Here is a 21,906-nt window from a genome sequence, read left to right on the forward strand (position 1 = left end):
GGGGTTTTTATTTACCGGAATGCCCGCCGGGTGTCCCCGCCCGCTCAGGTCACCGGCTTCCCCCTCAGCTCACCGCCTTCCCCGATCCATCAGCACCCGCCGCAAGAGGTCCAACGCAAACGTCGCCGTCACCTCCTTGAACGTCAGGCGATCGCCCGGATGAAACCGGCGAACCACATCCGTCCCCTCCGGCCCCGCACACGCCACAAATACCGTCCCCACCGGTTTCTCCGCCGTACCTCCGGTGGGACCCGCAATCCCCGTGATCGCCAGCGCGTACGTGCTGCCCGCCGCCCGCCGGGCGCCCTCGGCCATCTGCCGGGCCACCGGTTCGCTCACCGCCCCGTGCGCCGCCAAATCCGACGCGTCCACACCGAGGCTCTTCACCTTCGCCTCGTTGCTGTACGTGATCCAGCCACCCCAAAACACTTCCGAGGCACCCGGCACGTTCGTCAGCCGATGCGCCAAACAGCCGCCCGTGCACGACTCCGCCACCGCCAGCGTCGCACCGCGCTCCCTCAACAATCGCAACACCACCGCCTCGAGCAGCTCCCCGCCCCGCCCGAACACCGCCCCGCCCAGCAACGCCAAAACTGCTGCCTCCGCCTTCCGAATCCGCGCATGTGCACCAGGCCCCCGCGCGCTCAAACGCACGTCCACCTGCCCGAAATGCACACACGTGCCCAGCTCGACCGCGGGCGCCACCCCTTCCAACACGCCCGCTACCTCCCGTTCCACCTGCGACTCCGGCAACCCCACCGTGCGAAGCGTCACACTCGCCCATTCCTCTTCCACCGGCATCAGCCGGGCCAACAGCGGCATCACCTCTTCTTCAAACATCGGATGAAGCTCCCGCGCCGGCCCCGGCAACATGATCAACCAGCCGCTCCCCTCCGAAAACGTACCGGCCTTCCCCCGCCCCCATGCCGACCGAAGCTCTTCACTCACCTCAATCGCCAACCCAGGGGCCGTCCCCCACCGGTTCTCCAAAACCACGGCGCCAGCCGGCACCAGCGCCTGTACCCGCGCCCGTTCCGGCATCGGCCGGCCCCGCGCAGCATAAAACGACTCCAACCGCTTCAAAACGCGCTCATCCAGCTTCAACCCCAACCCCAGCAACCCGGCAATCTCCTCGCGCGTCCGGTCATCCGATGTCGGGCCCAACCCGCCCGTCACCAACACCAAACGCACCCGGCCCAACGCCTCCGCCACTGCCGCCCGGATCGCCCCCGCCTCGTCCGCCACCGCCACCTGCCGCGACACCTCGTACCCCAGCAGGCTCAATCGCTCACTCAGCCACTGCGCGTGGACGTTCAAACGCGCGCCCGTCAGCAACTCCGTACCCGTGTGTATGAGCTCGACCCTGACCATGCGAAACCCTCTCCGGACTCTCCATCCCCGACCCTTCCCTCACCTCCCAGCCGGACATCCGGTCACCCTCCGGCGCCCGTTGCCCGACAAACCCGGGACCCGCCCCGCACCGGGGATGACCGCCGCTCCGAACCCCGCGTCCCGGTCCCGCCGACCGGGCCACCCCGGCTGCTCTTCACAGCTCGCGAAACCCGCCCCGCCTCGCCACCGGCACCGATCCTCTCCGACCGCAACACCCCCACAAACGGCAGGTGCCGGTACCGCTCCGCGTAGTCCAGGCCGTACCCTACCACGAAAACATCCGGAATCTCGAAACCCACGTAATCCGCCCGCACCGGTTCCTCCCGCCTCGCCTTCTTCTCCAACAGCACGCAAACACGCAAACTCCGCGGACCCAGCCTGCGCAGCCGCTCCAACACCCGCGACAACGTGCGGCCCGTGTCCAGGATGTCGTCCACCACCAACACCTCCCGGCCCCGCACGTCCAACCCCAGCTCCTTCGTAAATACCAGCCGCCCCGGCCGCGTCCCCTGACCGTAGCTCGACACCCCGATGAAATCCAAACGCAGCGGCAGCGTCAGATGCCGGATCAAATCCGCCAGAAAGACCAGCGTCCCGTTCAACAGCGCCACCAGAACAAGTTCACGCCCCCGATGGTCCTCCTGTATCTGCCGCGCCATCGCCCGAACCCGACGCGCCAACCGGTCCGCCGGAATCAGCACCCGCTCCACATCCTGCCGCCAAACCCGGGGCACCTTCGCGCCCGAACCCGTCGCGTCCACCCTCGGCACCGTTCTCATCGAACCCGCAGCCTAATCCAGGTCCACCCCACCCAAAAGCCCATTTCCGCCACCCCGCCAAGCGCAGCCCTGTCCGAACCCACCCGGAAAGCCGCCCCCACATGGACGCCGCCCGGTCCGTCACGTATCCTCCATCCATGGCGGGAAACCTGCCCCACATGCGCACGAATGCTTGAGGGAACCGGTGTTGCCACCGGCCCAACCGTACCTATGACCGAACGGGACGCCTTTCTCGAAGCGCTGCATCAGCCCACGCCGGAGGCCCGAGCCGCCTACCTGGAACGCATCGGCTCGCTCAATCCCGCCCTCCGTGCCGCCGTCGAAACCCTCCTCCAACACCACCGCGACGATGCCTTCCTCGAAACCCCGGCCCTCCAACTCCTGAACTCCGATTTCTCCCCCGCCACACCAGGGCCCGAGCCCCCGCTCCCCCCGGTCGAAAAACCCGGCGACCGCATCGGCCCCTACAAGTTGCTCGAAAAAATCGGCGAGGGCGGCGTCGGCATCGTCTTCTTGGCCGAGCAACTCACCCCCATCCGCCGCCGCGTCGCTCTCAAAATCCTCAAACCCGGCATGGACAGCCGGGCCGTCATCGCTCGATTCGAGTCCGAGCGCCAGGCGCTGGCCCTCATGGACCACCCGCACATCGCCCGCGTCCTCGACGCCGGCACCACCCCCACCGGCCGGCCCTTCTTCGTCATGGAGCTGGTCGCCGGCCTGCGCATCACCGAATACTGCGACCGCAACCGTCTCACCGTGCCCGAACGTCTCCGACTCTTCCTCCAAGTCTGCCACGCCGTCCAACACGCCCACCAAAAAGGCATCATCCACCGCGACATCAAACCCTCCAACGTCCTCGTCACCCTTCACGAGGGCGCCCCACGCGCCAAGGTCATCGACTTCGGCATCGCCAAGGCCCTCGATCACCCGCTCACCGACAAAACCCTCCACACCGAACTCCGCTCCTTCCTCGGCACACCGGCCTACATGAGCCCGGAACAGGCCGACCTCGGCACCGCCGACCTCGACACCCGCACAGACATCTACAGCCTCGGCGTCCTCCTCTACGAACTTCTCATCGGCCACACACCCTTCGACGAAAAAGAACTCACACGCGCAGGCCTGGACAGCCTCCGCCGCATCCTTCGTGAACAAGATCCGCTCCCCCCTTCCCGCCGCTTTCGCAACCTCCCTCCCGAAACCCAGACCGGGATCGCCGCACGCCGCCGCACCGACCCCTCCCGCCTCGCCCATCTCCTCCAGGGCGACCTCGACTGGATCACCCTCAAGGCCCTCGAAAAAGATCGCGCCCGCCGCTACGCCACCGCCCACGACCTCGCATGCGACATCGAACGCCACCTCGACAACGAACCTGTCTTGGCACGCCCGCCCGGCACCCTGTACCGCCTCGGAAAACTCGTACGCCGTCACCGCGTCGCTTCCCTCACCTCAGCCATCGCCCTGGTCGCCCTCCTCTCCGGCCTCGCCCTCGCCACCTGGCAATACACCGAGAAAAGTCACGCCTACCAACGCGCCCTCCGCGCCGAACGCGAACAAGCCCGCCTCCGCCAGGAGGCCGAAACCGCACGCCGCCTCGCCGAACAACGCGCCCACCTCGCCAGACTCCGTGCCTACGCGGCCGACATGAACCTCGTCCAGCAGGCCCTGGCCGCCAACAACCTCGGCCGCGCACGCGAATTGCTCGACCGACACCGACCCGGCCAGCCCTCTCCCGGCCCGACACCAACCAGCCCCGACTCCCCCGCACCCTCCCCCACACCCGACCTCCGTGGCTGGGAATGGCGGTACCTCTGGCGCCTCTGCCAAAGCGATGCCCTCTTCACCCTCTGCCAGCTCCCCCACGAAATCCAACACCTCGCCGTCTCCCACGACGGCCGACTCGTCGCCATCGCACAACCCGGCAACCACGGTCTCACCATCTGGGACCTCCGTTCCCGCTCCGAACACCTCCGACTCCCACCCGACCTCGCCCGCCCGCCGTTCGCATTCTCCCCGGCAGGTCCGCTCCTGGCCTTCCTCGCCGGAGAAAAAGCGCCAGACAAACCCGACCACGAACCTCCCGACTCCGCCACACCACCCGGCACCCAAACACCAACCGAACGCGTCTGCATCTGGAACTGGGAAACCCGGTCTTTCCAAGCCCGGATCCCCTTCCCCGACCGGATCTCCGCCCTGGCATTCTCCGGCGACGGCCAACGGCTCCTCGTCACCGTGGGTGACACCCTCTTCACCCTCTGGAGTCTCCCCAACGCCACGCCCCTGGGCTCCATTTCCTTCCCCTGGCCCGAAGACGCCGGCCGCGCCATCCTCGGCAGCCGCACCACCTTCACACCGGACCTCCGCCTCGCCGCCCAAGCCCTCGGCAACGGCAGAGTTCGCGTCCTGGACCTCGAACAACAACGTCTCCTCTGGTCCGACCGCGTCGCCGAGGAAAACGTCATCGCACTCGCCCTCTCCCCCGATGGCCACTTCCTCGCCACCGCAGGCGGCTTCGTCGAACCCACCGTGCGCATCTGGAACGCCCGCTCCGGCCGGCCCGTGGCTCGCCTCGAAGGACACCGCACGTACTGCCGCGACCTCCTCTTCTGGCCCGACAGCCGCACCCTGGCTTCCGCCAGCGGCGACCAAACCATCCACCTCTGGAACCTCGCCTCCCTCCGAACCAACCAACAGCACCCTTCCCAGACCGACGCCCCCACGCCGGCACCGGAACACGACCCGGAAAACCCAACCATCCCGCAGGCGCCCACCGTAATCCATCCCATCCGCACCCTCCGCGGACACCGCCTCGAAGTCTGGAGCCTGGCACTCTGCCCCGACCAAACCACCCTCCTCAGCGGAGCCAAGGACGGTCAGGTCTGCGCGTGGGATACCGCCCGCACCCATCCCCACCAGGCGCTCCAGATCCTCCCCGTCCGCGTCCGCTCCTGGACCTTACTCACCAACAACTCCGACCTCCTCACACTCGATCACCAGGCACAGGTCACACGCTGGACCGGCCCCGACTTCGAACTGGCCACACCCATCCTCCAGCTCCCCTCCAACGACCTGATGGACGCCTGCTTCTCACCGGACGGACAGTGGATCGCCTTCGTCACCCGCACCGGCGATCTGTACGTCCGCTCCCTCACACAACCCGGCAACGACTTCAACCTGCCCGGCTCATCCGGTCGCCTCCGATTGGTCGGTTTCCTCCCAGGCACACTGCGACTCCTTACCTACGACCCGCGCACCGACACCCTCCGCTGTTGGGACCTCCCCACCAGCCGACCCGTCTGGGAATGGGATGCCGCACCCCTCCTGCCACCAGCAAAGCCCGCCCTGGCTCCGGACGGCTCCTGGCTCGTCGCCCCCGCGCCAAGCGATGAAATCAGGCTCCTCCACATCCCCTCCCGCCGGACGGAAACCATCCCGCTGCCCATCCGCCAGATCACCGCCGCAGCCCTCTCCCCGGACGCGCGCTGGCTCGCCGCCGTCACCCTCCAAGGCACGGGCCTGCTCTGGGACCGACACCAACACGCCCCCGGATCGTCCTTCCACGGCTTCCTCCAAGGCGCCCATTCCGTGACGTTCTCACCAGACGGACGCCGCATCGCCATCGGTAGCAACGGAACCGAGGCGGTCAAACTCTGGGACACCGAAAGCCTCCAGGAACTGCTCACCCTCCCCGGACGCGGGTCCATGTTCCACGCCACGGCCTTCTCGCCGGACGGCAACGTCCTGGCCTCCTGCAGCAGCCGGGGCGAACTCCACCTCTGGCGCGCACCATCTTTCGAGGAAATCGCCCGCATCGAAACCACACCCCGCTAACCCTCCCCCGCCCGCACGCCCACCTCCCTCACGCACCGGGCCGAATCCGACGGCGCAGCCACGCCCGCGCATAAGCCCACCGCCGCTCCGCGGTCCGCAACGGCAAACCCAACACCGCAGCCGCCTCTTCCATCGTCAGCCCGCCAAAATAACGCAACTTGACCAGCTCCGCCGCCGACGCATCCTCCCGTGCCAGCTCCTCCAACGCCTCGTGAACCGCCAGCACCTCATCCGATGGACCCGCCTCCACGACCAGATCCTCCCGCAGCTCCACACGCTCCGCCCCGCCACCGCGCTTTTGTGCCCTCCGCCGCCGCGCCGACTCCACCAGGATCCGCCGCATCGCCTCCGCCGCAGCCGCAAAAAAATGCGCCCGGCCCGCCCAGCCTTCCTGACCCCGCGAGGTCAGGCGCAGCCAGGCCTCGTGCACCAGCGCGGTCGGTTGCAACGTGTGCCCCGGGGCCTCCCGCATCATCATGCCCGCCGCCATCCGCCGCAGCTCCTCGTACACCGCCGCCAGCAACTCCTCCCCGGCACGAGGATCCCCACGCTGCACCGCCTCCAGAAGCTCCGTCACCCGGCCCACGGACCGCAACATGCTCCCACCCGAACAAGCCGTCAAGAAACCTGCCCCTCCCTGTAACAAGTGGCGGTTTTCTTCCGCAACCTGCGCATGACAGGGCAGAGAAAAAATGGACCCAACCATGTCCAGAAACAGGCTTTCCGTTCCGGGCCGGAAAAATCGCGGGCCCGCCACCAGCCGCCGCGACCTCCGATGCCCGGCCGCAGCACTGCTGGCAGCCTGCCTCGGCTTTGCCCTCGGCAGCCTGCGAGACGTCCGCGCACACCGCCCGGACCCGCTCAGCCACCTCATGCTCGATCCCCGCCTCCAATGGCGCTCCTTCTCCGAGGTCCAACTCGCCCGCGCAGCCCTCCGCATGTACGCCGAAGAGTACGTGCGCGAAGCCCAGCAAAGAATCGCCCAAACCCTCCGGCAGGAACCATCCCGCACCACGCCCGAGACCGGCCCCCGCCAGCACTCCCTCCAACCTGTCATCCACCTCCTCGAAGACGCCCTCGACGAGTTCCGCGGAACCGGTCTCGAGTCCGAAATCCTCAGACCTCTCCTCTTCGCCCTCAAACACGAGGGCCATTACGACCGCTGGCTGGATCTCTACCTCGACGCTCTGCGACGCTACCCCACCGATCCCATCGTCACCGACTTTTTCCGCGACGCCCAAACCCTGGCCCGTAAAACCGGCAGAGAATCCGAATGGATCGCCGCTCTCACACTCCCGCCCAACCTGTCACCACTCCTGTCCGCCGCGCTCACCTCCGAGGACGCGGCCCCGCCCCTCTGCGCACATACCACCCCAAACCACACCGCGGACCATGAGCCCCATCCCTGAACCAAACAACCTCACCATCCGCAGCAGCCGCAGAAGCCTCTGGATCCTTCCGGCGGCCGTCACCTGCCTCATCCTGGCACTCCTGCGCCTCCACTGGACCCCCTGCCTCGTCGCAGGACACAGCATGGAACCCACCCTCGCACCCGGCGACCTTGTCCTGCTCGACCATCATGCCTACACCCACACACCCCCACGCCGGGGCGACATCGTCGTCGCACAAATCGGATCCGAACGCCTCATCAAACGTATCGTCGGCCTGCCCGGCGAAACCGTCGAGATTCGAGACGGACAACTCTTCGTCAACGGCAGACACGTACCCGAACCTCACCCGCTCCAGCCCGGCCCGCTCCAACTCGGCAAAGGCAACCTCCGCCCCGACCACTACGCGCTCCTCGGCGACAACCGCACCGTGTCGGACATGCTCCCGGTTCACCTCGTCGTCCACCGCAACCAGATCCTCGGTAAGGTCACCGCCATCCTCCGGACCGGCACCCCCCTCGCGCCTTTCCGCACCCCAACCCACGCCGCCCTCCCCCATGCCCCGACCGTTTGAAACCACATCACCACACCCTCGCCCGGACGGCTTTCTCCTGCCAGCCCTCACGGGCGCGATCTTCCTCTTCGCCATCTGGCTCGCCACAGCAGCACTCAGCCGGCTCACCCAGGCCGGGCCCGACACCGCGCCGCTCGACGCCGATCACCTCTATCAAACCACCCGGATCTGGAACCTGCACCTGCACGTCGCACCCGACCAATGGGAGGCCATGCAGCCACCCGGACGCGACAATCCATTCGGACCCGGCCCGCGCCCTCCCGGCCGACCCGGCAATGGCGTGAACGAACGCGCCCTCGCCTCCATCTGGATGCGCGAAGCCGATGCCAACCGCGATGGATCCCTAACCCTATCCGAATGGACAACCTACGCACGCGCCACCTTCGACCTCTGGCGCACCCACGCCGCCACCACGCTCGACGCGGACCGCATCCGCGAAGCACTGGACGCCATCCCGAACCCCGTCGCCGAAGGCATCACCGCCCTGCTCATCGGACCCGAAGGCAAACCCAACGGCATCGGCACCACCTTCGGCCTCGAATTCGCATACGTCCACGCCGACCTCGAAATCAACGGCCACCGCTTCCCCAACGTCGGCCTCCGCTACAAGGGTAACGGCACCTTCCTCGAGGCCCGCGATTCACCCAAGAAGTCCTTCAAGATCCAGCTCGACCACTTCGTCCCCTCCCGGCGACTGCGCGATGTCGAAACACTCAACCTCCAAAACCAGATCACCGACGCCAGCTACATGAACGAAGTGCTGGCTTACCGCCTCTACCGCGACGCCGGCGTGCCCGCCCCGCGCACCACCTACGCCCGGGTCCACCTCACCGTCCCCGGCCGCTTCAACCACACCTTCCTCGGCCTCTACACCCTCACCGAAGCCGTGGACCAACATTTCCTCCTCCGCCACTTCGCCACCAAACGAGGCGCCCTCTTCAAACCCGTCACCTCTTCACTCTTCGCCGACCTCGGCGCCGACTGGGACGCCTACCGCCAGATCTACGATCCCAAACCCCCCCTCTTCCCCGAACAAAAAAGGCGCCTCATCCAACTCTGTCACCTCGTCACCCACGCAGACGACCCCACCCTCGCCGCCCGCATCCATCACTACATCGACCTGCCCCAATTCGCCCGCTTCCTCGCCGTCATGGTCTATCTCTCCGACATAGACGGCCTCCTCGGCCCGGGCCAGAACTTCTATCTCCACCTCCACCCCAAATCCCAACTGTTCCAGTTCATCCCATGGGACCAGGACCGCTCCTGGGGCCAGTTCGATCGCGCTTCCCAACAACAACGCGACGAACTCAGCATCCATCAGCCCTGGCAGGGCCGAAACCCCTTCCTCGAACGCATGTTCCGCGTCCAGAAATTCAAACAGCTCTACCTCCGGGAACTCGACCGCCTCTCCCAAACCCTCTGCAACCCCGACCGCATCGCGGCACAGGTGGACGAAATCGCCGCTGCCATCCGACCCGCCGTCCGCGAGGAATCGGAGCAAAAACTGGCCACCTTCGACCGCATCGTCGCCGGTGAACTCATCCCGCGGCCCTCCTTCGGCCCCTTCAACCGCGAACCTCTCAAGCCCATCAAACCTTTTGTACGCGACCGAACCGAATCCATCCGCAAACAATTGGCCGGACTCTCCCCGGGACTCCAGCCCGGCGAGGGGTTCTCCTTCGGTCCACCCGGCCGCCGCCGCGGTTCCGGCCTCGGCAGCTTCGCGGAGCCCCTGTTCAGCCGCTGCGACCAGGATGCCAACCAGCAACTCACTGCACAGGAATTCGTCTCCGGCATGGCAAACCTCTTCCATCATTGGGACACCAACCGCGACGATCGCCTCCGTTTCCTCGAACTCTATGCCGGCATCCAAACAGACCTACAACCCGAACCTCCCCGCTTTGCTCCCTTCGGCGGCCCGCCCCCGGCTTCACGACGCAACCCGCCCGCGTCCCCTCCGGGCGCCTCGCCCACGCCCGATTCTCCACCTCCGCCCCAAAACAGCCCGTCACGCCCAGACCCGCCACAGTCCGACACGCCACCCCGCCCATGACCCCGATCCTCGCCAACCGGATCGCGCGCCCGACCGCGCCATGCTCGGCCGGAACCTCCTCCATGAACTGCACTCAGCCCCTTTCCCGAGAACTTCCACGCCAGGAATCGCACTCTCCAAAACCCGTGCATCTCACAACTCAACCCAAAATTGACCTGTCATGAACACCATGCACATCGAAGAATCGCTCCGTAACCTCTTCTGGAACCCCGAAATGCGGGCCGCCCTGCCGGACGTCGTCCTCAGTCTGGCCCTCGCCGCCATGCTCGGCGTCATCCTCGGCCAGGTCTACATTCGCTTCGGCCAGTCACTGTCCAACCGCCGACTCTTCGCTCGCAACTTCCTCCTGCTCGTCGTCACCACCACGCTCGTCATCAGCATCGTCAAATCCTCGCTCGCCCTTTCCCTCGGCCTCGTCGGCGCACTTTCCATCGTGCGCTTCCGCACACCGATCAAGGAACCCGAGGAGCTCGCTTATCTTTTCCTGGCCATCGGAATCGGCTTGGGTCTCGGCGCCGGTCAGGCCCTCGTCACCCTCGTCGCCCTCATCATCATCCTCGGCCTCATTGTCATCAGGGGCCTCACCCGCCGGCCACCTCCGCAGGGCAACCTCTACCTCACCGTGGACGCCCCGGCATCCACGGGACTCAACCTCCAACAGCTCCTTCAACTCTTCGCGGAAACCGGCGCCGTCGCCGCCCTCAAACGCTACGACCTCGCCGCCGACCGTCTCGAAGCCGCATTCCACGTGGATTTCCCCACGCCCCAAACCCTCGAGCAATTCACTCAAAAGCTCCGCACCCTCGCACCCGACGCTCGCGTCACTTGCGTGGACGACCGGGCCCTGGCCATCTGAACCCGCCAACCCAACCAACCATGTCCCCGCCACAGGAATCCGTTCGCTACGAAAGAAAGCTCCTGCCGCTCGGGATCCCTCCCGATCAGGTCCTCGTCCTCATCCAACAGCACCCAGCCGGCTTCCGCGAGGCCTACCCGCCCCGCTACGTCAACAGCGTCTATCTCGACACCCCCGCCCTCGGCGATTTCCACGACCACGTCGCCGGCCTCCCCCGCCGCAGCAAGACCCGCATCCGATGGTACGGCCCGCTGCTCGCGGCCATACCCACACCCTCGCTCGAACGCAAACAAAAAGCCGGCCACGTCGCATGGAAAGAGTCTCACCCCGTCCCGCCACTCACCATCAACGGACCCGGGTGGGCTACTTCCATCCGCACCTACATCGGGCAAGCCCATCTGCCGGAGCCCATCCGGCCGGCCGTCCGGTTGCGGCAGCCGGTGCTGCTGACCAGATACCTCCGCCGCTACTTCATCAGCAGCGATCGCCGCTTCCGACTCACCATGGATACCGACCTGAAATTCGACACCGTGACGCGCAGATCCAACCATGCCGGCCTGATCCCCTCTCCCATCCCCGTCATCCTCGAGCTCAAGTTCCCTCCCGCCGCCGCACCCGACGCCGACCGCATCACCAACGCCTTTCCCTTTCGCATCGCACGCTGCTCCAAATACATCCTCGGCCTGAAACTCGCCTTCTTCGACTCCGACTGACCACCCCGCCACCCGCGCAGCAGGAGCGCTCCACCCCCGGATCGCCCCTCGATCCCCGCCATCACCAACCATCCGAAAAGCCCGCGGGGCTGGAGAAATCACGCCACCTTCGTGGCCCGCTGCAGCACGGCCGCATACCGACCGCCCCGATCATCACCTCCTCAACGCAGCGGCAACACCACCACGTCACGCGCCCGTTCAGGTGGCTCGACCTTCAAACGCACCAACCGTCCCTCCCGCAGTTCACCCTCCACCGTCGTTCGAAAGGGCGCATGCAGCCTGAAACTCACGTCCCAGTCGCGCGGCCACGCCGGAAACAGGTAGATGGCCCGCCCGTCGGTCTGCATCACCATCGCCTGCAACGTCCGCATGAACACCCCGCCGTGACACTGGTCCGGCGTCCAGTCAAAGTTGGGCCCCCAAAAGGCCGGAAACCGTTCATTCGGATCCCGCCGCCAGGACCGCTCCACCACAGCACGCTGCACATCCCGGGTCAGGCCCAAATACGCCATGAACAGATCGTCCTGTCGCCAGCCGAAGTGCCCGCGATCCAGCCGGTGCTCCAACGCCGCCAGCGCCCACTCCGCATGCGGCCGGTTGAAAGCAAACAGCCGAAACGGAAACACCGGATACAACTCCGGATTCTCACTGTTCCGCTTCTCCCCAAAGACCGCCGCAGGCGCCAGCGCCGTTTTCCCCTCCACCGTGTGCACCGGCACCGGCGGCAGTTTCCCCAACAACCGCGCCGCAAGCTCGCGATCCCGGGCCGGCACGACCTCCGCAGGCAATGACAACAACCGCTGCGCCACCGCACGGCAACCGGCCACCTCCGGCGTCGCGTTCGTACAAACCCACCACGTCTCCAGCGCCTGCGAAGGGTAAAACACCAGTTGCCCCCCGGCATTCGTCGGATAATGCACCTCGAAAAACCGCAGGACCTCGCGCGTCACCGGCAGAACCCGCCGCTCCAGAAATCCGCGGTCGCCCGTGTGCTCATAATACTCCAGCGCCAGCCACGCCAGCTCCAACCCGCTCACCCATTCGTACTTGTGCCAGCGACTCTGCTGCAGTTTGTCCTCGCGCTGATCGAACGGCGTCCAACCATAGGTTTCGCTGAAGATCGCCCCCCAAAACATCATGCACTCCGGATAAAACGCACCCTCATGCCCCATGTAAACCCGGGTCCGATGCCGACACAGCGGCAACAATTCGTCCACGTACATCCGGAACAGCGGCTCCATCAGATCATAATCCCCCGCCGCACACATCGCGTAATACGGCAGCCGTGTGTTCTGCCACCAGTAGCCCGGCCCCCACCGCCGATAATCCGGATCCGCCTCCGTCGGCCCGGGCGGCACCGTGAACAACGAACCGTTGAACTTGATCGGATACCGACCCCGGCCCGCCGCCGCCGTCACGAACCGTTGCAAATGGTACATCTGGCTCACCCGCGCCGCCTCATCGTAATCCGCCGTCGGTATCCCCTGGGTCTCCGCCTCCACACGCCCGTTCACATACAGACGGCACCGCCCCGACTCCGGATCCGCCACCGCCGCCACGTGCGTCCACTCCCCCGCAGGCGCCCCCCGCGGCACCCGCAACGTGTGCGTCCCACAAATGAACCGCAGACTGTTCCCCGGCCACGTGTCCAGCAAAAACCCGTCATCCACACCGGGCGTCACCTCGTCCACGATCCGCGCACCCCCCACTCCAAACTTCTCCGGCCGAATCCACGCCTCCACCGTCAGCCCCTTGGAGAAGCCCCAGTCCTCCGAACCGGTCAACACCTGCACCTTCACATCCCGCAGCGACACCAACGGCGCCGGCACACCCTCCACCCACTTGCCTGACGGTGTCCGGAATAAACGGCCCACCGTCTCCTCGTCCAACGGCCGGTTCCAGATCGTCAGACGCCCAATCTCACCCGCCCATCGGTTGCCCCCGTCACGGTCCATCCCCACCCGCACCGGATGCCGATTCGGCGGCACCAGCGGCGGCGTCACGGGCACCGCACCCGCACCCCGCACCGCCCGAATCCAGCTCCGATCCCAAAACGCCAGCCACCATGACTCCTGCAACCAGCGCCGTCGCTCCACCCCTTCCGACCGCACCCGCGCCAGAAGCGATTCCGACCGGGCCCGCCACTCCTCAGGCGTCCCCGGATGCAAGGACGTCACCGCCACACGAAAATAATGCCGCCGCGCCGGACCCGACCGCAGCCGCCGGTCATCCAACCGCTCCCCGCCATCCGCCTCCATCAACACCCCGAACACCCGATGCAACAGCGGATCCTCCTGCCGAAAACCCGACAAACCCTGGATCCGCGCCATCATCGCCGGACCCACCGACTTTTCGTTGAAATGATACCACCCCACCCTCCCCTCCAACCCCGTCAGCCACCGGTCCGGCTCCAACACCATCGCCCCCTCGCCGCCCTCCCCATCCGGATGCCCCCAAAGCACGTCACTCAACTCCAGCTCACGCCTCACCTGCCGGTTCGTCCGCCACAACTCCCCCACGGCCGTCACCGTGACCGGTCGCTCCGATTCCACCGTCAAATGCACCACCGGCAAATACGCGTCCACCCACAACTCCAGCCGCACAGAACCCGATCCACGGCCCGACCGAACCTCCATCGAGCCCGCTTCCAACCGCAGTTCCTGCCGAAAAGGCTCCCCCTCCCGCACCGGATTCGGCTCGATCACCCACCGGATCTTGCCCACCTTCACCAGCCGGCCGTACTCATCCCATGCATCCGACCGCGCCACGTAACACTGCAACTGCCCGTCCGCCGTCATCCACGCATTCAGCGCCACCTCCCCGTTTCCCAACGGCATGGACCCGTGATGGTTCGTGCTCGGACTCTCCCACATCACGTTGTACTGACTCACCGCCGGCTCCGCGCCTGTTCCACACACCCAGGCGACCACAATGCCCCAAATGACCCACCAACTGCTCCGCAGCCCACACACGCGCATCCCCGGCTGAATGGACCGCCCGCCTCCCATGGGCAACACCCCCGATCCGCACCCGCCCCAAGCCGCCACTCCCACTCTCATCCCCGAACTCCATCGGTTCCACCAACTCGCTTCCATGCCACGCATGGTCGCCAAACCCCCACCCCCCGCAAGCCAAACCGAAGGTCCTCAGGCCCATCGCCACCCCGACATTACGCACAAGAATGATCAGCCGTTTCCCTCCTCCCAACCCAGCGCGTCCGCCAACCGTCCCGCCCTTCTCTCCTCATCCTCCCAGCCCCACCCCACGAAGCCCGCCCACCCTAACCGGTGCTCGTCACCACCACACGCCGCCACCGCCCCCATAAGGGGACCGTTCGATCCCTCACCGCCACACCAAGATGCCCAGCCAATGCTCCAAGGCCAGGCCCCTGCCACTCAATTGCCGCATCCGCTCACCACCGATCTGCACGTGAGGCCGATCTCCCCGCATCCACGCAGTCGCCCGTGGCACAATCGCCAGCAGGCCGGTCGCACACTCCGGCCATATCATCGACGCTCCGTGCTGCAGCGCGCGGCGCCCTGCCTGTCCCATCTCCGGCGGCAGTGCATCCGGTCAGACAAGTCGAGCCGGGCGTTTGAGGCGTACCCGCGCATCAATTGCGCATTCCTGCCCTTCAGGCAGGGGTCGGGCAGAGCCTGAAATGCCGCCTTTCCACACTTCCATCGATCGAGCCCTCCCCTTGCCTGCAACCGTCTCACGGCGGCCCCTTTCGCTCCCGCAGTAATTGCTGGCGCCAAGAGCTGTTCTCTCTCCGCTGCAACGGTCTCCAGAGTCTCGTGCGCGCCTTCTCATCGGGAGCCAACCCGTTCCCACCGCACCCTGAAACACCCTCCAACACAGGTTTACAGATAGGCTCCAGCAGTACGTTCACGCCTTCATCTGTTGACATCGCCTGCACGCGCCGGAGCCACCTTGTCAACAATCCGATCGCACTGACACGCAGCTAATGCCCGCCCCCGCCCCATCACTTGGGACGCACCAGCGTGAAGGCAACCTCGTCCTCCGCGCTGTGGTAACTTATCTCTACTATGAGCCTGTATCCGGTCGCTGTGTTTGTAAGCCATACATTCAGTGTGGGCATCTGAGGCGGAACAGTATTCGTGTTATAGGACGATGCGCCTTCATCTCGCACCTGCATCAGTAGCTTGTCTATGCGAGGGAGGATCACCTCTTCATTTACCATGCGCCATTCCCCGGTCTTCATGCCGTAATGGTCCAGTGCCATCCACATGCCATTCAATACATCAGCCACATTCGGTGCATTCCTGTCGTGTTGAGGCAGGTATATCCGATAGCTGCCGACAATGAATGCCTTGCGAAGCCTGTACTCCACGTAGCGCAGCGCGGCCACAAAAAGCGCGGCGACCACAGCGCCGTACGCGAGAACCCTGCATGCCGTGCGCATCCCCGCTTTCATTCGTACCCTCCCGGGATAAGTCTGTCTGCCTTTACACGCCGCCACTCGTACCCGCAATCGGGTCCGCACTCTTTGCCGGCTCCCACCGCCCTTCGGTTGCAGTTGTTAAAAAGCCCGTCATAATCCCCTTTGATGGGCCTGTTCTTGAGGCACTGTGTTATTTCCTCCTCCGTTGCATCCAGGCCTTTTTTACCCTTCCCCGGACCGTGCTGGAGGCGTTCGCTTGTCCCGTAGCATTTACAGCAATACCTCGCCCGTTCCGGCTTGTCCGGCTCTGGTAACGCTCCATCTTTCGCGTTTGCATCAAGAAAACCTACAGATTCCCAGCCGCCGCGCCCATCAGGCCACCGATACAAGTCGTGGCCTCTGAGGTTCGCACAGCCGATAATAAAATCGTTGCACGCATTCTCGATTTTCCGGTTGCACAGCTCGATGGAGGTCAGGCGATTTTCGTTCGCTCGTGGCCGTGATGGAGGGTGCCAACGACCATCTGGCCCGGGTATCCAAAGCCCCTTGACATCGACCCGCGAAGTGGCGGCGTTGAACACAAAGGCAGAGAGATTGCTTCCACCCGCCTCGTCCAACGGATCCCTGCTCAGCCAGCGGCCCAAGGTTGGACTGTATGCGCGGTATTCGTACAGGACCAGACCGCTGAAGTCTTCGGTGCGTTTGGTGCCGAAGCGCAAGGGATTGTACCGCGCCGCAGGGCAGCTCAGGCGGAGTGGTTCCCCAAAGGGACCGTATTCGTACCGGGCGGTTTCAGAGCCCGTGGACGCCGAAACCAGGTTCCACACGTTCCCGTTGCCGTCGTAGCACACAAAATGCGTGCCCGTGGCTGGGCCGGTGTTCATCCGAACCCACAACAGCCCACCCACACCACCGGCGCCCTCGAGGGTCTCCGACAGATCCAAGCCCCACACGTACGCACGCACCGGTGCGTTGTTCGTCGCGTTCAGTTCGGCGATGTGACGGCCGAAAGGCAAAGGATCACTGACGAGCTTGAGGTCCTCCACCACCTGCCAGACTCCGCTCGTGTACACGTACGACGTCTGCCTTGTCCGCCGACCCCGGGCGTCGTACTTCCAGTCCACCCGACGAAAGCTGGACGATGGGCCCGCCACGGTGATCACCCTCGTCAGCCGGTTCTCTGCGTCACAGATTTACATCCGGCGACCCTCTGCTACAACGTTCTCCTTCGCTGTCGAAGGCGCTTTTTCGCGGTCCTCAACGCATGCACCCGCACCACTGCCCGGTGAATGGTATAACACCCACCCAACATCGCTCTACTGGTTCCCACAAAGACCTGTGCCTAGCCGACAGGGTCAACGCCAGCCTGCGTTGAAGCATAGTGGCCGTACTCAGTGGTTTGTACCCTACCTACCGTCACGCTTGCCTCCACGCCGCGAGCCTTGATCCACCCGGCGAGCCTCTTTTTGCGGTTGCTCCACGCTATTTGTCTCCCTATCGCCTTCCTTCGCAGCCAGTTGTCTCAGCGCTTCTACCAGCACTTTGTCTGCCGCTTCCTTCTTCGCCTTGATTTCCTCTATCTTCTCCGTGGAAACGGGACGCACCGTTCCATTAGTGCTCCGCAAGAACATTTCGAACTTTTCGCCATCGTCAGACCAAATCGCAAATCCCTCATAAAAGTCATCCTTGTCTTCATCAATCTCCGTAGCCACGATCCGTCCGTTCAACATGTACGCCCTGCTTTTTCCGCGTTCGTACTCCAGCTCATAAAGTATCCGCTGCTTTCCCCGATATGTGCTTCTGATCTTCAGGTTCCTTTCCGGGTAGTATGACTCCCTCACCTCTAGGCCACCGGCTTCGTCACTGTGTCCGGTCGACAGCCCAACCATACAGGCACACAGAATAAATGCGCGTACATTCATGGGATGTGGTTCCGATTGTCCTTCTTCTTTTCCGAGGATTTGCTGCTCCGTTTACCTGGTGGATGCCTCCAGGTAAACTTTCCCAGCTCGCAGTCCCCACAACTAAGTATGCAGCTCGTCACGAGATGAACGCTTACGTTGCCGTAAAGCACATCGCATATTGTGTGACAGTCGAACGTAGATGGACTGTCTCCACATCTGCACGCCCGATAATACCTTTCAACAGCCCTCTTAAACTCGTCCGTCTGAGGGATGGTAGGTGGGATATTAATTCCTTGGCCCGGTGGAACTCCGCGCAGTCCGAGCAGGTCCACTCCATTGGCAGGCTGATTTCCAACAAATGGATACGCTGTTCCGACGCCATCAAGGAGTCCTAACGTATCCCCCATGGATCTTGAGTTATCTACTTCACCTGTCCAGTACGATTCCAAATGCAGGACACATCCAATGCTGTCTCCTGTCAGAATTCGCGTATCTGGATCATGCAGCAATTGCTTGAGACGGGCCTTATGCATGTTCCAGTCCGCGCACCCGAGCACATACATTCCTAACGCATCAACTACGTCGCAAGGATCTGCATGCAAGCAGTCCATCTCTTGCCCAATCGGATCCCGGCTCAACCAACGGCCCAAGGTTGGACTGTATGCGCGGTATTCGTACAGGACCAGACCGCTGAAGTCTTCGGTGCGTTTGGTGCCGAAGCGCAAGGGATTGTACCGCGCCGCAGGGCCGCTCAGGCGGAGTGGTTCCCCAAAGGGACCGTATTCGTACCGGGCGGTTTCAGAGCCGGTGGACGCCGAGACCAGGTTCCACACGTTGCCATTGCCGTCGTAGCGGACGAAGTGGTTGCCCGCAGCAGGGCCGGTGGCCAGCCGAACCCACAGCAAACCACCCACACCACCGGCGCCGCCGAGGGTTTCGGACAGGTCCAAGCCCCAGATGTACGCACGCACCAAGCTGTTGTTGGTGGCGCTCAACTCCGCCACATGCCGGCCGAACAGCTCAGGATCGCTCACGAACTTCACATCCTCCACCACCTGCCACACCCCGTTGCTCAAGACGTACGACGTCTGCCGCACGCGCCGACCCAAAGCGTCGTACTTCCAGTCCACCCGTCGCCAACTGCCCCGGTCTGTCGCTCCGTAGCTCATGACCCTCGTCAGCCGGTTCTCTCCGTCCCAATAGTACATCCACCTCCCGTCCCGGACAAGGTTCCCGTCCAGATCGTGGATCAGCAGCTCCGGTGTCTGCGGCACAAAGGCCGAACGGGTCTCCGACTGCACCCGGTCCGGCTCGCCCCGCACCACGCCCAGGTTCGTGATCACCACCCAGACCGAGCCCGTCGCGTTGTTCACCTGGGCTTCCCCGTACCAGTACCGCCCCTGCTCGATCGCCCGCGCCCATTCGTTGCTCCCCCACCACAACGTCACCGTCGCCGCCTCGGCAGCCTCCCCGGACACCCCCACATATCCAGGCACCGTCCCGCCGGCGTATTGGTTGAAGCTGTTCACCGTCTGAAGGCACTCCCGGATAGAAAGCCCTACCCCTTTGCCCCCAAACCCGTTGGTCCGCCGATTCCCAATGTCGTCAAAGGCACACTCGAACTGTTGCCCAGCCACTGCCATCCCGTCGCTCCAGTATTTCTTGACCGAGATCACCTGCCCGAGGCCGTCATAGGCATAAACCAAGCGTGAGCCGTCCACGTTGGTCACGGTGCTTCTTTGGTTCCCCGGTTTGTCCACGTAGCGATAGCCGACACCCGATGAGCCGACCGGTTCGTTCCTAATCCTCGTCAGCCGGTTGAGCGCGTCATAGCGCTTGCCAGTCGTCATCCGCGTCACCCCGTTTTGCTCGAACACAATCTTGTCCACCATCCCCGAGTTTTCAAGATATTCGTAGCGGCCGCCATGGGCGCCGTCGGAGAAGCCGGCCAGCCTCCCGGTGGCCTCGTAGGCGTAGGCGGTGGAGGCCAGCACACTGCGGAAGAGGCCTTCAGCCTTTACTTGTCGCGCCTCTCCCGGATAGCGCGACGAACGACGCTACGGGCAGACTGACGTTGCGGGAGCGAGCACGCCCGTGATGGCAGGACGGCTGGCTTTCAAATTCGCAGCCGGCATGACGGCGCGGGGCTGCGAGCGCTCGGGCAGGCGGTTGGGTTCCCTCCGTCAGCGCCCTTTCGTTTTGACCAGTTGCTTCGCCTGCTCAACACTGATCGGAGTCGCATTGCTGAAGCCGCCCCACTTCTTAACGAAATACGGATTGTCGCCGATGTCGCGACACCAATCCAAGAAAGCACCGGTCTCGTCGAAAATGTAAGCTGGCGAACCGGAAGGCGGACTCAATGGCGATCCGCTGGGCTTGCCAATTACTGCAACATGCACTTTCCCGTTGTGAACGAAGCTGCGGATTTGATTCGGCTGTGGCCCAATCTCTAAGAACGCGACGAGGTTTGTTCCGCCAGCAGGTGGGCAAACGGCCGTTGCGCTTTTCTTCTCCGCATACATCCACACTGCAAGCAAGCAGACAAGCAGTGCCGCGACCGTGACGATTTTCTTAGTCATGGCTCACCCGTGTGGTAGCCAACTTTCGCTTTGCAGCAGTCTTCACAGCTTCGCCGGCACAGCGCACCGATCCATCCGCCAACTGGCCCGGCAACTATAGATTCCCAACCGATGCACTGCTGATTTGCCTGCAAGTCCTGGATGGAGTCCCAAAAATCTCCGTGAGCCCCTTGGCAGATTTCACTGTTCGGGAAGTAGTCACAATAAACCGCGACCGCACGGTCACGCACCTCCTTCCCAAGGCCGGCAAGTTCGGCAATCGACCCGCCGCAAGTTTTCGAGATTCGGCACGACACCCAGCAGTGTTTGAACTTGTCTCCTGAGTCTGGATACCTGTTGAACGCTGCCTTGTATTGCGGCCAAACAGAGGCTTCCGTTGCTGCCAGAACGGCCAGCGCCGCTACAACAGCAGGAGGAATAGCGCGGCCGTCAGCGTCCACCAGCGAGACCGGGTTGTTGTGGACGAAGCCGAAAAGATTCGGCCCTTCTGGCAGAAGTTCGGCAAAGCCACGACGAGCCATCCGCGCAGAACTGGCTTTACGTTGTAACAGCGCCTCAGCACCGAGTTCCCCGATGGGATCCCGGCTGAACCAGCGGCCGGAGGTGGGCCTGTACGCACGGTATTCGTAAGGCACCAGCCCGGCGAAGTCTTCGGCGCGTTTGGTGCTGAAGCGGAAGGGATTGGTTCGGGCGGCAACGCCGCTTAGGCGGAGGGGCTCACCGAAGGGACCGTACTCGTACCGGGCGGTTTCAGTGCCGGTGGACGCCGAGACCAGGTTCCACACATTCCCGTTGCCGTCGTAGCACACAAAATGCGTGCCCGTGGCTGGGCCGGTGTTCATCCGAACCCACAACAGCCCACCCACACCACCGGCGCCGTCGAGGGTCTCCGACAGATCCAGGCCCCACACGTAGGCGCGCACCAGTGCGTTGTTCGTCGCATTCAGTTCGGCGATGTGACGGCCGAACAACTCAGGATCGCTCGCCAATTTCAGGTCCTCCACCACCTGCCAGACTCCGTTGGTCAAGACGTACGATGTCTGCCGCACCCGCCGACCCAAAGCGTCGTACTTCCATTCCACCCGTCGCCAGCTCCCCCGGTCCGTCGCACCGTACCTCATCACCTTGGTCAGCCGCTTGTCAGCATCCTAACTATACAGCCACCGTCAGTGGCCCGCAAGGCTCTGCCACCCCCTCCGGCAAGCACAGGGCAGAAAAAGCCGTACCCGCGCCTTCACAGGCTCCCAGCCTGTCCCCACCTCTGTGACACCTCTGTGTTCTCCGTGCCTCGGTGGTGTTCTTTGAGTCATTTCCCCTGCATCTCTCACTGCTACCACTGATATTCCTCAATGGACCACCACCACCGCCTCCCCCACCCGAGTCTCACAATCGACCGTCGCCACCTCGGCCACCTCGCCCGACACCCCCACGT

General features: G+C 64.3%; 16 protein-coding genes. 6 read left to right on the forward strand and 10 right to left on the reverse strand.

The genetic code is table 11. The features are described from left to right. Positions 1-69: 69 nt before the first annotated feature. Together ACPDIX_RS02290 and hpt are read right to left on the reverse strand one after the other, a co-directional pair. Positions 70-1,371 (reverse strand): competence/damage-inducible protein A, encoded by a 1,302-nt coding sequence (locus tag ACPDIX_RS02290; protein ID WP_423430144.1) that lies wholly within the window; start codon positions 1,369-1,371, stop codon positions 70-72. Positions 1,372-1,433: 62 nt separating this feature from the next. Further along, complete coding sequence (gene hpt / locus ACPDIX_RS02295) at positions 1,434-2,171, reverse strand: hypoxanthine phosphoribosyltransferase (protein WP_423430145.1); 738 nt, start codon at positions 2,169-2,171, stop codon at positions 1,434-1,436. A gap of 210 nt (positions 2,172-2,381) precedes the next feature. Between hpt and ACPDIX_RS02300 the strand changes: the two genes are divergently transcribed. Next, complete coding sequence (locus ACPDIX_RS02300) at positions 2,382-6,002, forward strand: protein kinase domain-containing protein (protein WP_423430146.1); 3,621 nt, start codon at positions 2,382-2,384, stop codon at positions 6,000-6,002. A gap of 28 nt (positions 6,003-6,030) precedes the next feature. Here the strand turns inward: ACPDIX_RS02300 and ACPDIX_RS02305 are convergent, their stop codons facing one another. Further along, positions 6,031-6,600 (reverse strand): ECF-type sigma factor, encoded by a 570-nt coding sequence (locus ACPDIX_RS02305; protein WP_423430147.1) that lies wholly within the window; start codon positions 6,598-6,600, stop codon positions 6,031-6,033. Between the two features lie 106 nt (positions 6,601-6,706). Between ACPDIX_RS02305 and ACPDIX_RS02310 the strand changes: the two genes are divergently transcribed. The 5 genes from ACPDIX_RS02310 to ACPDIX_RS02330 all read left to right on the forward strand — a co-directional run bounded on the left by ACPDIX_RS02310 (position 6,707) and on the right by ACPDIX_RS02330 (position 11,586). Further along, entirely contained in the window at positions 6,707-7,411 is a 705-nt protein-coding gene (locus tag ACPDIX_RS02310) for a hypothetical protein (RefSeq protein WP_423430148.1), read from the forward strand. Further along, entirely contained in the window at positions 7,395-7,964 is a 570-nt protein-coding gene (gene lepB / locus ACPDIX_RS02315; RefSeq protein ID WP_423430149.1) for a signal peptidase I, read from the forward strand. Before ACPDIX_RS02310 ends, lepB begins: the two co-directional genes overlap by 17 nt. Then, on the forward strand, positions 7,948-10,017 hold the full coding sequence (locus tag ACPDIX_RS02320) for a CotH kinase family protein (RefSeq protein ID WP_423430150.1): 2,070 nt from the start codon (positions 7,948-7,950) through the stop codon (positions 10,015-10,017). Before lepB ends, ACPDIX_RS02320 begins: the two co-directional genes overlap by 17 nt. 160 nt (positions 10,018-10,177) lie before the next feature. Continuing rightward, positions 10,178-10,873: a DUF4956 domain-containing protein gene (locus ACPDIX_RS02325; RefSeq protein ID WP_423430151.1), complete on the forward strand. Its 696-nt coding sequence runs from the start codon at positions 10,178-10,180 to the stop codon at positions 10,871-10,873. A gap of 20 nt (positions 10,874-10,893) precedes the next feature. Beyond that, positions 10,894-11,586 carry a VTC domain-containing protein gene (locus tag ACPDIX_RS02330; protein WP_423430152.1) on the forward strand — a complete coding sequence of 231 codons (693 nt, stop codon included), beginning with the start codon at positions 10,894-10,896 and terminating at the stop codon, positions 11,584-11,586. Between the two features lie 161 nt (positions 11,587-11,747). Here the strand turns inward: ACPDIX_RS02330 and ACPDIX_RS02335 are convergent, their stop codons facing one another. The 7 genes from ACPDIX_RS02335 to ACPDIX_RS02365 all read right to left on the reverse strand — a co-directional run bounded on the left by ACPDIX_RS02335 (position 11,748) and on the right by ACPDIX_RS02365 (position 21,556). Next, positions 11,748-14,645 carry a DUF5703 domain-containing protein gene (locus ACPDIX_RS02335; protein ID WP_423430153.1) on the reverse strand — a complete coding sequence of 966 codons (2,898 nt, stop codon included), beginning with the start codon at positions 14,643-14,645 and terminating at the stop codon, positions 11,748-11,750. Positions 14,646-15,571: 926 nt separating this feature from the next. Then, on the reverse strand, positions 15,572-16,024 hold the full coding sequence (locus tag ACPDIX_RS02340; RefSeq protein WP_423430154.1) for a hypothetical protein: 453 nt from the start codon (positions 16,022-16,024) through the stop codon (positions 15,572-15,574). Beyond that, positions 16,021-17,145, reverse strand: a complete 1,125-nt coding sequence (locus ACPDIX_RS02345) for an RHS repeat domain-containing protein (RefSeq protein ID WP_423430155.1) — start codon at positions 17,143-17,145, stop codon at positions 16,021-16,023. Before ACPDIX_RS02345 ends, ACPDIX_RS02340 begins: the two co-directional genes overlap by 4 nt. A 252-nt stretch (positions 17,146-17,397) precedes the next feature. After that, positions 17,398-17,913, reverse strand: coding sequence for a hypothetical protein (locus ACPDIX_RS02350; RefSeq protein ID WP_423430156.1), 516 nt, complete (start codon positions 17,911-17,913; stop codon positions 17,398-17,400). Then, the gene (locus tag ACPDIX_RS02355; protein ID WP_423430157.1) at positions 17,910-19,889 is read right to left on the reverse strand and encodes an RHS repeat-associated core domain-containing protein; all 1,980 of its coding nucleotides are present in this window, start codon (positions 19,887-19,889) and stop codon (positions 17,910-17,912) included. Before ACPDIX_RS02355 ends, ACPDIX_RS02350 begins: the two co-directional genes overlap by 4 nt. A 189-nt stretch (positions 19,890-20,078) precedes the next feature. Beyond that, positions 20,079-20,474 (reverse strand): hypothetical protein, encoded by a 396-nt coding sequence (locus ACPDIX_RS02360; protein ID WP_423430158.1) that lies wholly within the window; start codon positions 20,472-20,474, stop codon positions 20,079-20,081. Then, on the reverse strand, positions 20,471-21,556 hold the full coding sequence (locus tag ACPDIX_RS02365) for an RHS repeat domain-containing protein (RefSeq protein ID WP_423430159.1): 1,086 nt from the start codon (positions 21,554-21,556) through the stop codon (positions 20,471-20,473). The genes ACPDIX_RS02360 and ACPDIX_RS02365 overlap by 4 nt, the downstream gene beginning before the upstream one ends. Positions 21,557-21,906 lie beyond the last annotated feature (350 nt).

The sequence above is a fragment of the Limisphaera sp. 4302-co genome (assembly GCF_049537155.1).
In the GTDB taxonomy this organism is placed as follows: domain Bacteria; phylum Verrucomicrobiota; class Verrucomicrobiia; order Limisphaerales; family Limisphaeraceae; genus Limisphaera.

Excerpts from the sequence above, each read along its gene's own strand:
- ACPDIX_RS02335 (WP_423430153.1), bottom strand. The coding sequence starts at position 14,645 with ATGAGAGTGGGAGTGGCGGCTTGGGGCGGGTGCGGATCGGGGGTGTTG.
- ACPDIX_RS02305 (WP_423430147.1), bottom strand. The coding sequence starts at position 6,600 with ATGTTGCGGTCCGTGGGCCGGGTGACGGAGCTTCTGGAGGCGGTGCAG.
- ACPDIX_RS02310 (WP_423430148.1), top strand. The coding sequence starts at position 6,707 with ATGTCCAGAAACAGGCTTTCCGTTCCGGGCCGGAAAAATCGCGGGCCC.
- ACPDIX_RS02360 (WP_423430158.1), bottom strand. The coding sequence starts at position 20,474 with ATGACTAAGAAAATCGTCACGGTCGCGGCACTGCTTGTCTGCTTGCTT.
- ACPDIX_RS02300 (WP_423430146.1), top strand. The coding sequence starts at position 2,382 with ATGACCGAACGGGACGCCTTTCTCGAAGCGCTGCATCAGCCCACGCCG.
- ACPDIX_RS02320 (WP_423430150.1), top strand. The coding sequence starts at position 7,948 with ATGCCCCGACCGTTTGAAACCACATCACCACACCCTCGCCCGGACGGC.
- ACPDIX_RS02325 (WP_423430151.1), top strand. The coding sequence starts at position 10,178 with ATGAACACCATGCACATCGAAGAATCGCTCCGTAACCTCTTCTGGAAC.
- ACPDIX_RS02350 (WP_423430156.1), bottom strand. The coding sequence starts at position 17,913 with ATGAATGTACGCGCATTTATTCTGTGTGCCTGTATGGTTGGGCTGTCG.
- ACPDIX_RS02330 (WP_423430152.1), top strand. The coding sequence starts at position 10,894 with ATGTCCCCGCCACAGGAATCCGTTCGCTACGAAAGAAAGCTCCTGCCG.
- hpt (WP_423430145.1), bottom strand. The coding sequence starts at position 2,171 with ATGAGAACGGTGCCGAGGGTGGACGCGACGGGTTCGGGCGCGAAGGTG.
- ACPDIX_RS02290 (WP_423430144.1), bottom strand. The coding sequence starts at position 1,371 with ATGGTCAGGGTCGAGCTCATACACACGGGTACGGAGTTGCTGACGGGC.
- ACPDIX_RS02340 (WP_423430154.1), bottom strand. The coding sequence starts at position 16,024 with ATGAAAGCGGGGATGCGCACGGCATGCAGGGTTCTCGCGTACGGCGCT.
- lepB (WP_423430149.1), top strand. The coding sequence starts at position 7,395 with ATGAGCCCCATCCCTGAACCAAACAACCTCACCATCCGCAGCAGCCGC.